The 12210-nt window shown below is 70.5% G+C and carries 9 protein-coding genes; 2 read left to right on the top strand and 7 right to left on the bottom strand.

The features are described 5' to 3' along the window. Window positions 1-21 precede the first annotated feature (21 nt). The 7 genes from asnB to RPQ07_RS09135 form a co-directional block, all read right to left on the bottom strand. Window positions 22-1950 (bottom strand): asparagine synthase (glutamine-hydrolyzing), encoded by a 1929-nt coding sequence (gene asnB, locus RPQ07_RS09165; protein ID WP_313943596.1) that lies wholly within the window; start codon window positions 1948-1950, stop codon window positions 22-24. Between the two features lie 3 nt (window positions 1951-1953). Then, a complete protein-coding gene (locus RPQ07_RS09160) occupies window positions 1954-3468 on the bottom strand; it encodes a Wzz/FepE/Etk N-terminal domain-containing protein (RefSeq protein WP_313943594.1) in 1515 nt (504 codons plus the stop codon). Next, window positions 3465-4862, bottom strand: a complete 1398-nt coding sequence (locus tag RPQ07_RS09155) for a Wzz/FepE/Etk N-terminal domain-containing protein (protein WP_313943593.1) — start codon at window positions 4860-4862, stop codon at window positions 3465-3467. Before RPQ07_RS09155 ends, RPQ07_RS09160 begins: the two co-directional genes overlap by 4 nt. After that, the gene (locus RPQ07_RS09150; protein ID WP_413777719.1) at window positions 4859-6157 is read right to left on the bottom strand and encodes a glycosyltransferase family 4 protein; all 1299 of its coding nucleotides are present in this window, start codon (window positions 6155-6157) and stop codon (window positions 4859-4861) included. The genes RPQ07_RS09155 and RPQ07_RS09150 overlap by 4 nt, the downstream gene beginning before the upstream one ends. Further along, complete coding sequence (locus tag RPQ07_RS09145; protein WP_313943591.1) at window positions 6114-7430, bottom strand: nucleotide sugar dehydrogenase; 1317 nt, start codon at window positions 7428-7430, stop codon at window positions 6114-6116. The genes RPQ07_RS09150 and RPQ07_RS09145 overlap by 44 nt, the downstream gene beginning before the upstream one ends. 82 nt (window positions 7431-7512) lie before the next feature. After that, window positions 7513-8991 carry a sugar transferase gene (locus tag RPQ07_RS09140; RefSeq protein WP_313943590.1) on the bottom strand — a complete coding sequence of 493 codons (1479 nt, stop codon included), beginning with the start codon at window positions 8989-8991 and terminating at the stop codon, window positions 7513-7515. Between the two features lie 720 nt (window positions 8992-9711). Continuing rightward, complete coding sequence (locus RPQ07_RS09135; protein ID WP_313943589.1) at window positions 9712-10227, bottom strand: hypothetical protein; 516 nt, start codon at window positions 10225-10227, stop codon at window positions 9712-9714. A 517-nt stretch (window positions 10228-10744) separates the two neighbouring features. Between RPQ07_RS09135 and RPQ07_RS09130 the strand changes: the two genes are divergently transcribed. Both RPQ07_RS09130 and RPQ07_RS09125 read left to right on the top strand, forming a co-directional pair. Then, window positions 10745-11275 carry a toxin-antitoxin system HicB family antitoxin gene (locus tag RPQ07_RS09130; RefSeq protein WP_313943588.1) on the top strand — a complete coding sequence of 177 codons (531 nt, stop codon included), beginning with the start codon at window positions 10745-10747 and terminating at the stop codon, window positions 11273-11275. Window positions 11276-11352: 77 nt separating this feature from the next. Further along, complete coding sequence (locus RPQ07_RS09125) at window positions 11353-12198, top strand: DUF4097 family beta strand repeat-containing protein (RefSeq protein ID WP_313943587.1); 846 nt, start codon at window positions 11353-11355, stop codon at window positions 12196-12198. Window positions 12199-12210: the final 12 nt, after the last annotated feature.

Here is a 12210-nt window from a genome sequence, read left to right as displayed (position 1 = left end):
GCTCCTCTTGTTTCTACGCCGTCAAGCCGCTTGGCTCTGGCCGGAGCCAGAGGTCGCGTCGCGATACCAGTACTCGAGCGTCAGCACATGCCACAGATGCTTGGAGAAGTCCCGCTGCCCTGCGGCGTCCTCGGCGACCATGCGCGCCAGCGCATCGCGGCGCAGGAAACCGGAATTGACGAGCACGCCGTCGTTGACCACCTCGCGCACCAGCGGTGCCAGGTCCCTGCTCATCCAGGCGCGCAGCGGGGCGCTGAACAGGCCCTTGGGCCGGTACACGATCTCCCGGGGGAGGATCGAGGCGGCCGCCTCCTTGAGGACGGCCTTGCCCTGTCGTCCGGCGATCTTGCGTTCGCCGGGCACGGCGAAGGCCGCCTTGACCACCTCGACGTCCACGTACGGCACGCGCACCTCGGTCGACGCGGCCATGCTCGAGCGGTCCGTGTACGCGAGGTTCAGGCCCGGCAGGAACATCCGGGCGTCGCCCAGGCACATGCGGTTGACGAAGTCGTCGAGGTCGTTGTCCTGGTAGATGTCCGCATGTTCGGTCAGCACGTCGTCGACCGTCGGTGCCAGGTCCGGATCGATCAGGGCGAGCAGCTCGTCCTGGTCGTACATGGTGTAACTGCGCCGGAACGCGGTCTCCTCCGGCAGGTCGGCGAAGGAGAGGAAGCGCTTCGCGAAGCGCACCGACCGGTACCCCCGGCGGGCCGTGGCGACCGGCAGCCGGTTCACGGACCGGGACAGGACGCGGCGCAGCGGCCGTGGGACGCGCTGGTAGCGCAGCGCGATCAGGTTGGCCAGGTGCTTGCGGTACCCGGCGAACAGTTCGTCGGCGCCCATCCCCGAGAGCATCACCTTGACCCCGGCATCCCGGGCGGCCGAGCAGATCAGAAAGGTGTTGATCGCGGCGGGGTCGCCGATCGGCTCGTCCAGGTGGTACGTCATCCGGGGCAGCAGGTCGAGCACGTTCGGAGCGATCTCGATCTCGTGCAGGTCGACGCCGAACCGTGCGGCCACCTGCCGGGCATAGCGCAGGTCGTCCGGCATCGCCTCGAACTTGGCGTCCTCGGCGCGGAACCCGATCGTGTAGGCGGAGATCCCGGGCCGGTCGCGGGCCGCCAGCGCGGTCAGATAGCTGGAGTCGAGACCGCCGGAGAGGAAGGTCGCCACCGGCACGTCGGCGAGCAGGTGGCGACGCGTCGACTCCTCGACGATGGCGGCCAGGTCCGGCTGCTCGCCGGCCCGGGCCCGCTCCTGGCCCTCGGCGGCGATGTCCTTCAGGTTCCAGTACCGGCCGCGCTCCACCCGGCCGTCGGGCCGGCACCGGAGCCAGCTTCCCGGTGGCAGCTTCTCCGCTTCGCGGAACGCGCACCGCGAGTCGGGCACCCAGTAGTACAGCAGCGAGGCCACCAGCGCCGCATGGTCCACCTCCAGGCCTTTGCCGGTGGCCGCGGCGAGCGCCTTGAGCTCGGAGGCGAACACGAGGCCCTCACCGCGCCGGAGCAGGAACAGCGGCTTGATGCCGAGCTGGTCGCGGGCGAGCACCAGGTCACCGGTTCGCTCGTCGAAGATCCCGAACGCGAACATCCCGCGCAGCCGGGGCAGGCAGTCCGTGCCCCAGCGTCGCCAGGCCTCCAGCAGCACCTCGGAGTCGGAGGTTCCGCGAAAGCGCACCCCGGCGGCTGTCAGCTCGGCCCGTAGCTCGGGCGCGTTGTACAGCTCTCCGTTGTAGGTGAGGGCGAGGCCGCCCGAGACCATCGGCTGGGCGCCGGTTCCGGACAGGTCGATGATGGCCAGCCGGCGGTGTCCGAGCTGTACTTCGCCGTCACCGACGGGATGGCTGTAGCGGCCCGCTCCGTCCGGACCGCGGTGGGCGAGGGTATCGGTGAGCCGGTCGGTCACGGCCTTTCCGTCCGGCCATCGGTACGTGCCTGCGATGCCACACATGTCTTACCGCGCTTCCTGGTCGATGTCCGGGACCCGTGCCCATGACGGCGGCTGACTCCGCGGTCGGTCCGTCACGTTCTCCCGGGCCGGCCGCGCGTTGTGGCCGCGCAGCGCGGTGTGCAGGCCGTCCCACAGCGTGCCGTCGGTCCGGTCCCGCGGATCGGGGTCGATCAGCACCACACCGATCACGGGTATGAGCAGGTCCGCGAGTTGCCGCGCCACGGTGTGCAGCCATGCGGCGCTGCCGTGTCCGGCACGCACGACGAGCACGGTCTGTGCGCCGAGGTCCTGAAGGCCGGTCCATGCGGTGCCGGGCGCCACGGAGCCGACGCCGAGTCGGCGCTCCCGGTGCGACACGGTCGCGGCGCGGTCGCTGCCGACCACGGTGGGGTCCCCCGGCTTCGGGCGGCGCTTGGCGAGGTGCCGGCCGGGCAGGGCGTCGATGACGACCACCGGCTCCTCGGCCGCGAGGGCCCTGGCGAGGTCCAGGACGATCACGCTCGTGCTGTGCGCGCAGCCCAGTTCGAGCAGCGACACCGGTTCCGAGGAACCGCGCACGGTGCGGGCCAGGGACGCGGTGAGCCGTTCGCGTGTCGCCCGGGTCCGTCGGCGCTGCCACAGCCGGCCCGAACGGCGGGGCAGTTCCGCGATGACCGAGGCGCCGAGGTTCGCCGCGATGTCCCGGCGCAGTACGGGTCGGTCCGCCACCACGGTGCCGACCGCGGCCAGCGCGAGTCCGAGGACCAGCCCGAGGACGAGCCCGATTGCGGCGTTGGTGGCAGCGGCCCTGGGCAGGGAATGCCGCACCGCGCGTGGGGCGTCCACGATCTGTGTGCCGGCGACGAGCCGGGGTGTGCCGGTGCGCGCCTCTCCGGCCCGTTGATCGAAATCGGCTATGCGCGAGGTGAGTTCGGCCCGGCGGGCGAAGAGCGACTCGAGGTTCGCGGAGTCTTCCGGGCCGCTCTGCGGCGATGCCTCGCCGATCGCCTCGTTGACCTGGGCGAGTTCGGCCCGCATGCGGTCACGCTGGCCGAGCAGATCCTTGGCCTCGGCGTTCGCGGCCTGCTGGATCCGTCGGACATGGTCCGCGACGAACGCTTCGGCCAGCGCCTTGGCGCGGGCCACCGCTTCGGTGTCGCTGTCACCCCTCGCATTGATCTGCAGCAGGTTGTTGGTCAGACCGACACCCTCGTAGTCCCGCATGAAGTCCTCGGGTTCCGCGGGGGAGTCGAGGGACTTCAGGGCCGTACCGGCAATGCGCGTGGTCTGGAGCAGGGCGACGTCGGTGCGGATCAGTGTTCCGGGGTCGTTCGGCTGGTCCGCCTGATGGGCGACGAGCACCTTGGTCACCGCGGTCGGCGGCGGCGGCATCAGGACCGCCACCGCGGCGCCGACCAGCAGTCCGAGAAGCGCCAGGGAGCCCCACAGACGGCGGCGCCTGCGCACCGCGACGACCAGCGCGTGCAGGTCGAAGAGCGGAGTGGCGGCCGACGACTTCGACGTCGTGCTCGTCGTCATGCTGTACCTCCCCGTGCGTCGACGCCCACCGGAACGGCCGCCGTGGCGCCATCCGGAGAATCGCCGGCGGATGACGTCGGACGGCCGCGGACCGGACCGGCGACGACGGTGCCGACGACCTCGTGCCCGGCGTCCGCGCACGCCTCGGCGATGCCGGCGAGCTCCGCCGCGGTCCAGTTGCCCGCGCTGAGCACAACCACGGCACCGGACTCTTCGTCGCGGTCCGGAATCAGCGGCTGGGACACCGAAACCCCCACCACGCGCAGCACGGGGTATCCCCTGCTCGCAGAGCTGGGGGAAGGATCGCCCTGCGCCTCGGTGACCAGGTGCCCGGCGGCCCGGTGGGCGATCTCGTCGCCTTCCGGGACGACGACCAGCAGCCTTGCGGGGGAGGGCAGTTGGTCCCGGAGGCGGGCGCACACCCGCCGGTAGCGGATCTTCCTGCCGGCCTCGTCGCCGGACGTCTGCGGGGGCGGTGTGTCCCACCGCGTGTCGACGCCGAGCAGCCGGCGGATCCGGGCACGCGGGCCAAGACCTTTCGGCCGGCGCGCGCGGGGTTCACCCGGCACGTCGACGGTGCCGAGGAGCGCCGAGCCCAGCGCGGCGGCGATCTCGGGTTCGGTGCGCAGCCGGCGGCTCATCCGTGCGGCGGTGAGATGGCCGATGACCGTGATCAGGAAGAACAGCAGCGCACCGCCGACGATGAGCTGCATCCGCGTCGGCGGTGCCTCGCCGGCCGGCCGGGCTGCCGGCCCCATGACGACCATGTTGGCCTTGTTGGTGGCCGGATCGGCCTGCTCCAGTTTGCTGACGGCCACCTGGAGCGCGGTGCGCAGCTTCGCGAGCTCGGTGCGGGTCTGCACGCTCTCCACGGTCCGGCCCGGATCGGCTGCCTCGGCCAGGTCGGTGATACGGCGGCTGGTCTGCATCACCATCTTCCGCAGCGCTTCGGGCGCCTCCGCCGTTTCGGGGTCGGCGTTGTCGCCCGCGATCCGCGCGGCGAAGGTGACGTACTGCTGGGCCACCTGGTCGGACAGCCGCTGCGCACGCTCCGGGGTCTCGGCCGTGCCCGAGATCTTGATGATGTTTCCGTCGGCGGCCTCGGCGTTCACCCGGTCCCGCAGCTCGCTGCCGCTGACCCCGCTCCAGCCGAGTGCGCCGGCCGCGCGGTCGACCACGACCGAACTGGTCGCGATCTCCGCCTGGGTGAGCAGCTCGCGTTCCTCCCACGCCCCGGGCAGCAGGACGGATGCCGACGTCGTGTAGCGCGGCGGCAACAGCAAAGAGGTGCCGTAGCCGGCGAGCGCACCCACCAGGGTGAGGATGGTGAGAAGCCGCCGGCGCCGACGGATGATCCTGCCGATCGTGGCCAGGCGTATCGTGTCATCGCTCAACGGTGCGGCCTCTTCCCTGCACGGTCGGGGTCGCCCGCCGACACCGGAGTGTGGTTCCGGCAGGCTGCGGCGTAGGCGGCGAGCAGTGACGCTTGCGAGTTCCGCCAGGAGAGCGGTCCGCTGATCCGTTCCTGTCCGATCCTGCCCATCCGGGCCCGCTCCTGCGGATCATCGAGCAGCAGCGCGATGAGCTTGGCGAACTCGGCCTCGTCGTCGGCCGGCGCGTAGACGGCGGCGTCACCGGCGGAGACGCGCGCCTCCTTGAGGTCGAACGAGACGATCGGCCGGCCCATCGCCATGTACTCCAGGACCTTGTTCATGGTCGACACGTCGTTGAGCGGATTGCGCGGGTCGGGAGAGAGACACACGTCCGCGGTGGACAGGTAGCGCACCAGGTCGGCGTCCGGAATGCGCCCGGTGAACTGCACCTGCTCGGTGAGACCGAGCTGCCGTGACAGCGCCACCATCGCGTCGAAGGCGTCGCCGGAACCGACGAACACCGCGTGCCAGTCGGTCCGTCCGAACTCGTCGCGCAGCTTCGCAAGGGCCCGCAGGGCGTAGTCGACCCCGTCCTGAGGACCCATGACGCCGAGGTAGCACAGCAGATGCTGCTTGCCCCGCTTCAACTCCGCTTCGGGTGGGGCCGGTTGGAACCGGTCGGTCTGGGGCGCACTGCGCACCACGAAAACGTCCTCAGGGCGTCGACCGCCCCGGCTTATCGCGACGTCCCGATAGCTCTCGTTCGTGGCGAGCACGATGTCCGCGGCACGGTAGGTCCGCCGTTCCAGTGCGCATACGGCGCGGTAGAGCAGATCCTTGCCGCGGCCGAACCGCGAGAGGTACAGCTCGGGTACCAGGTCGTGCTGGTCGAAGACGAACCGCGCGCCGCGCCGCTTCAGCCACAGCGCGGGCAGGAACAGCAGGTCGGGCGGGTTGCAGGCGTGGACGACGTCGACCGGACCGACCTTCCGGGCCAGCCGGGCCGTGTGCCACAACGCCGTTCCGTACTCCCGCAGGTAGCCGGCCGGTCCGCCGGTGGCCGCGCGCAGCGGGTAGCGGTGGATCCGCACCCCGTCGATCACTGCCTCCGGCTCCGTGTCCCGCTTCTCCCCCCGGGGACAGATGACGTGCACCTCCCAGCCCGCGTCCCGCAGGGTCGTGCACTCCTGCCACACCCGCCGGTCGAACGGCACCGACAGGTTCTCCACCAGGATCAGCGCGCGACGGGCCGCCCCGTCGCCGCTGGTTGCGTCACCAAGCAAGGCCCACGTACCCCGGTTCGGTCCGGCGCGCATCGGCGTCGGGAAGGTGGATGAGATCGATGATCACCGGGCCGTCGCCATGGGGCAGTGCCGAGAGCACGGCTGGGTCCCTGGTCCCGACCAGGCACACCTCGGCGTGCTCGAGCACATCGTCGACGGAATCCGCGAGCAGGCGGGCGAGGTGCGGCAGCCGGGTCTCGATGTACTCGCGGTTCGCGCCGAGCAGCCGGGAGAGGTTCACGTTGGGGTCGTAGATCCGCAGGTCGTACCCCTTGCCGAAGAGTGTCTCCGCCAGTTCGACGAGCGGGCTCTCGCGGAGGTCGTCGGTGCCGGGTTTGAAGGACAGCCCGAACAGGCTCACCCGGCGCTTGCCGGTGCGTTCGACCAGCTCCACCGCGCGTTGCAGATGTGCGGAGTTGGAGGGCAGCACATGGGCGAGGATGGGCACCGAGACGTCGGCCCGCTGCGCCGCGTGGACCAGGCTGCGCAGGTCCTTGGGCAGGCAGGAGCCGCCGAAGGCGAAGCCGGGCCGCAGGTAGGCGGGGCTGATGTTCAGCTTGCGGTCGGCCAGGAACACGTCCATCACCTGGTGCGAGTCCACGCCGAGCGCCTGGCACACCGCGCCCAGTTCGTTCGCGAAGCCGACCTTGAGGCCGTGGAACGCGTTGTCTGCGTACTTGATCGCCTCGGCCGTCGGGACCGGCACCCGGAACACCTCGCCGGGCAATCCGTCGTACAGCGCCGTCAGTACGTCGCCGCTTGCCGGGTCGAGCTCGCCGATGACCGTCTTGGGCGGGTCGAAGAAGTCCCGCACGCTGGTGCCTTCGCGCAGGAACTCCGGGTTGACCGCGACTCCGAAGTCGACGCCGGCCGTGCCGCCGACGTATTTCTCCAGGATCGGGACCAGCAGGTTCAGACAGGTGCCCGGCAGCATGGTGCTGCGGAACACGATGGTCTGCCGCCCGCCCCGCTCGGCCACCGCGGCACCGATCTGCTCGGTGACACGCTCCAAGTACGTCGTGCACAGGCTGCCGTTGGGCTCCGACGGCGTACCGACGCAGATCAGTGACACCTCGCTGCCCATGATCGCCTCACGGACGTCCCCGGTGGCGCGTAGTGCTCCGGTCCGTACGACATCGGTGATGAGCTCGCCGATCCGCTCCTCGACCACCGGGGCCTTGCCGTCGTTGACCAGGTCGACCTTCACCGGGTTCACGTCCACCCCGATGACCTCGTGCCCCATGCTGGCCAGGCACGCGGCCGACACGCAGCCCACGTAACCGAGCCCGAAAACGCTGACTCTCATGACGCGTTCCTCCCCCCAGACAGGCCTTCGTGGCCTGTGGTACCTGCGTCGGCCGGCCAGTTGAGCCGCTGCCTTCCGCGCATCAGTAGGCCCCCTGTCCGTGGAGCACGGCACGCAGCGTCTTCCACAAGATCACCGTGTCCAGGGCGAGCGACCAGTCCTCCACGTACCGCAGGTCGAGGCGGACCGCCTCCTCCCACGGCAGGTCGCTGCGTCCGCTGATCTGCCACAGACCGGTGAGTCCGGGCTTGACCAGCAGCCGCCGCCGGATGTCCGGGCCGTACGCAGCGCACTCCTCCGGCAACGGAGGCCGCGGACCGACGAGCGACATCGAGCCGGTGAGCACGTTGAAGAGCTGTGGGAGCTCGTCGATCGAGTACCGGCGCAGCACCGCTCCCACCCGGGTCACGCGCGGGTCCCGGCGGAGCTTGAACAGCAGTCCCGCCCCCTCGTCGAGGCCGGCCAGCTCGGCACGTGCCCCGTGGGCCCCGGCGACCATGGTGCGGAACTTCAGGATGGTGAACTCGCGGCCGTCCTTGCCGACCCTGCGCTGGCGATAGACCGCGCCACCCCGGCTGTCCACCAGGACGAGCAGCGCGACGCACACCATCAACGGGGCGAACAGCATCAGCAGGAGCACCGCGGCCAAGCGGTCGACGACCCCTTTCACCGCTCTGCGGCCCCCGGTGAAGGTCGGCATGCTGACCCTCAACAGCGGGATCCCGAGGACCGCGTCGACGTGCAGCCGCGGGCCGGCCACCTCCATCAGCACGGGGGCCACGACCATCTCGGCATCGCTGCCTTCGAGGTTCCACGCCAGCCGCTGCAGCCGGTCCGGTGACCAGTGCGGGTCCGGTGTGACCGCGACGACACGGTAGCCGTCGCGGCGGACGTGGCCCGCGACGTCCGTCAGTCGGCCGACGACCGGCACACCGTCCAGCTGGTCACCGTCGAGCCCGAGACCGTCCGTCGTGCACACGGCATCCACCCGCCAGCCGAGGTGCGGGAACTTGCGGGTTCGGCTGATCAGATCGCGCACCGTTGCCGGGCTCCCGGCAGCGAGCACCGGTCTTAAACACCGCCCCTCGTACCGCTGTTTGTGCAGCCCGAGGCGGAGCAGATATCGCTCGGTCATCGTGACGAGCGCGATCGCGGGGATCGCGACGAAGATCCAGAGCTTGATGTTGCGCGAGGTGAGGGCGATCCCGCCGAGCGCCAGTACGACGGTGGCCGTGAACAGTGAGCGTCCGAGCCGGCGGAACTCCTCGGCGCCCTGGCCGAGCACGGCCGGGGCCCACGACCGGTTCACTGCGAGTGCTCCCAGCACGAGCAGTTCGGTGCCGAAGGCGAGAATTCCCCACTTCTCGTGCCAGTTGGCCGCGTCGCGGGACCCGAAGAAGTTGCCGATCGCCGCCACCACCAAAGCGGTGGCCACGGTGTCGCTGATGATCACGGTACGGCGGTATCGCTGCTCCCAGCCGTTCACCGGCCGGCTGATTGCCCCATTCGCCAGACGCCCCCGCGTCGACGGAACAGGGCCGACTAGTCCCCCCTGCTGCACAGAACCCCCCAGGTTCCCAGTGGTTCGACGTGCTCGCCTAACACTGTTCCTCCCCCCGGGAGGCCCCCGCCCCCCGCACGCTTCCACCCCTCGGGAGGCCCATCGCCCCCCGCGCCGCGCTGTTCCTCTCGGTGGGAGGGCCCCCGCCCGCCCCTTGCACGACATCACGGCCGCTTCGGCGCTACATGAACAACCCGCCCCGGCAGCGGTGGACTTGCACGTCCTGCCGGACTCTCGCGTGCACGGGAACCCGCCGAAACCTCGGGTGCTCCCCGCACCCGAAGCCCCTTCTCGGGCTCCAAGAACTGATCGGCCCCACGTCTGGCGGTGGGGATGCGACTGCTGGCTTTCCGTAGTGCCGGACTTGTCGGTCACTACTGGTCGTGTTGTGTCCGAGACTGGTCGTCTTGTGCCCGAGCGGTTGAAGCACGGTCAATCTAGACCAACAGGGCCGATCTGTAGAGAGGATGTGTGCAATTTGTGGTCAAGCTTTGAGGCCGGGCCCAACTGCCGCCGTCTGCAGGTGATTTGACTCCATCGCGCGTTCAGGGGTGCACGATGCGAGCGTGTCGGTGTCCGGCGGGAAGTTCAAGAGCGCCCCAGCGCCCCACGGTCCGCGTGCGGGCCGTGAGTCGCTGATGGGGGCCGCGTCACAAGCAGTCGGCGCTCGAAGTACGGGCAAGCTTGACCGATCCCGAGCGGCGGCCGCCCGACGGAACGTCAGGCGGCGTAGCAGAGCGCCTCGGAGCCGGCCGGGATCGAGGGCCGGTCCACGGCCAGGTGCAGCGGACGAGCATCCGCCGCGCCCTGCGAGCGCCGGCGGGCGAAGACGACGAGACGCAGCACCGCGAACCGCGCGACACCGGCCAGCGCGGAGGCGGACAGGTAGACGACCTGCTGGAGCAGCGCGCCCGGCTCCGCCGCCAGTTGGTGCAGAACGAGCATCGCCACGCAGGTCACCGCATACGCCGCCGCCGCGGATCCGGCCGACTGCACATGCTGGCGCCAGGTCGCGCGCCCACCCGCGCCGAAGGTGAAGCGCGCGTGCAGCTCGGTGGCGAGGAGTGTGGAGACCACGGTGATCAGAGCGTTGGCGAGGGCCCAGGGGATCCAGGAGGCGAGGGCCGCCACGGCGAAGCTGGAGGCGAGCCCCACCCCGCCGCCGCAGAGTACGAAGCGGGCGAAGGCGGTGACGGCGCCGGGTGTCGCCTGCTGCTGACCCTGTGCTGTCTCCATGGTCCGACCCCTTCGGGACTCGCTCTGCGAAACGCGCACGACTCGACCGTGGGGCCGAGCGCTACGCTGCTGTGACGCCATAATGGCACATGAGTGGCGCCACGTGGAGCCATTTTCGGCATCGCGTGTGCCGCTCACAGCGGCATGGCGGGGGGCGGCTGGTAAATGCGCAGGTCAGAAGCTTGGTGCGGTGTCGGTGGTCCGGTGCCTGTCCTTCGTCGCGGGGAGCGGCAGGTGCAGGGCAGAGGCATGTCTTCTCTGTGTCTTCCCTGAAGGACTCCTTTGAGTGGGCTCCCGGGAGTCGCTCGTCGAACCTTGCGGCGTCTCGCGGTGCCAACCGGCACCAATAGGCGCCTCTGTGGTGGCGCCCAGGAGGTTGTACATCCGTATGGTGCCGCGCTGGCGCAATCCGATGTTGGCGCGTTTTCCCAGTTCAGAGCCCTTTTGGCGGTCGGGTGAGGTGATTGCTTCCGTTGGGCACTTGCCTGTGACGCCACTGTGGTGCCATGATGACGTCATGGACCTCACGCCGTATGTCGACAACCTGCGCCGCGAACTCGCGGTGGCCGCCGAAGCCGGCGGCGAAGAAGCCCGCGAAATCGCCGAGCGCCTCACCGCTCCCCTGGAGTCGGCGACCCGCCTGACGATGCTCAACGTGCTCTCCGCCGCGATGGACGAGGTCACCCGTGAACTCGCCCCGGGTTCGGTCGACGTACGGCTGCGCGGACTCGACCCCGACTTCGTGGTGACACGGCCGGCGGGCGACGAGGCGTACGACGAGGGGAGCGGGCCGGCCGAGCCGCTCAGGGCACCGGCTCCGGCGCCCGCCGACGGCGACGAGGGCGGCACCGCCCGCGTCAATCTGCGCCTGCCGGCCCACCTCAAGGCACGCGCCGAGGAGGCCGCGAGTCGCGAGGGCCTGTCGGTCAACGCCTGGCTGGTGCGGGCCGTGTCGGCCGCGGTCGACGGTGGCACCCAGTCGCGTACGGCGGAGAAGACCCGGGCCACCCGCACCGTCGGAAACAGCTTCACGGGCTGGGTGCGCTAGCCGCGCCCCGCTCCCACTCACTCACACCACGTCCCACCAGCAGGGACGCCGCGAAGACCCAAGAGGACGGGACAGCCATGCCTTCTTTCGACACCCCTCTGCCGATCTCGGTCACCGCCAACGTGGCCGCCGGTTCCATCCAGTTCACCGCGACCGACCGCCACGACACCGTGGTCGAGGTGCGGCCCCGCGACCCGAAGAAGGACAAGGACGTCCGGGTCGTCGAGCAGACCGAGGTCTCCTATGCCGGCGGTGTGCTGACCATCCGGACACCCAAGGGTCCCTACCTCGTCGGCCCCACCGGCAGCGTCGACGTGACGGTCGAACTGCCCACCGGCTCGCGCATCGACGCGACCGGCTCCTGGACGCAGGTGCTCGGCGAGGGCCGGCTCGGCGAGGTCCGTGTGAAGACGTCGTCGGGTGACGTCCGCCTGGACGAGACGGGCCCGCTTCAGCTGACGGCGTCGCACGGGTCGATCACCGTGGGCCAGGTCGAGGGCCTGGCCGAGATCACCACCAGTTCCGGCAGCGTGCGCGTCGGTGTCGTGGACGGCCCGGCCGTCCTGAAGAACTCGCACGGCTCCACGACCATCGGTGCCGCTCTCGGCGAGCTGCGAGTGCGCGGTGCCAACGGCGACATCGACATCCAGCGCGCCGAGAGCTCGGTCGCCGCGACCACCGCCCACGGCACCCTGCGCGTGGGTGATGTGGCCCGTGGCACCGTCCAGTTGGAGACCTCCTACGGCGCCATCGAGATCGGTGTCCGCGAGGGCACGGCCGCCTGGCTCGACGTCAGCTCGAGCAACGGGCAGGTCCGCAACGGACTCGCCTCCTCCGACAACCCGGACAAGACCGACGAGACCGTCGAGGTCAAGGCCCGCACCCGCTACGGCAACATCGACATCCGCCGCGCCCGCGCCTGACCGCCCGGTCTC

Source organism: Streptomyces sp. AM8-1-1 (genome assembly GCF_032229325.1).
GTDB classification, from domain to species: Bacteria; Actinomycetota; Actinomycetes; order Streptomycetales; family Streptomycetaceae; genus Streptomyces; species Streptomyces achmelvichensis.
Note: the sequence above shows the minus strand (reverse complement) of the source record. Positions and strands in the feature narration are given on the sequence as shown.

Coding starts and splice junctions, on each gene's coding strand:
- RPQ07_RS09145 (WP_313943591.1), bottom strand. CDS start 7,430: ATGAGAGTCAGCGTTTTCGGGCTCGGTTACGTGGGCTGCGTGTCGGCC.
- RPQ07_RS09160 (WP_313943594.1), bottom strand. CDS start 3,468: ATGACGACGAGCACGACGTCGAAGTCGTCGGCCGCCACTCCGCTCTTC.
- RPQ07_RS09135 (WP_313943589.1), bottom strand. CDS start 10,227: ATGGAGACAGCACAGGGTCAGCAGCAGGCGACACCCGGCGCCGTCACC.
- RPQ07_RS09125 (WP_313943587.1), top strand. CDS start 11,353: ATGCCTTCTTTCGACACCCCTCTGCCGATCTCGGTCACCGCCAACGTG.
- asnB (WP_313943596.1), bottom strand. CDS start 1,950: ATGTGTGGCATCGCAGGCACGTACCGATGGCCGGACGGAAAGGCCGTG.
- RPQ07_RS09150 (WP_413777719.1), bottom strand. CDS start 6,157: ATGCGCGCCGGACCGAACCGGGGTACGTGGGCCTTGCTTGGTGACGCA.
- RPQ07_RS09130 (WP_313943588.1), top strand. CDS start 10,745: ATGGACCTCACGCCGTATGTCGACAACCTGCGCCGCGAACTCGCGGTG.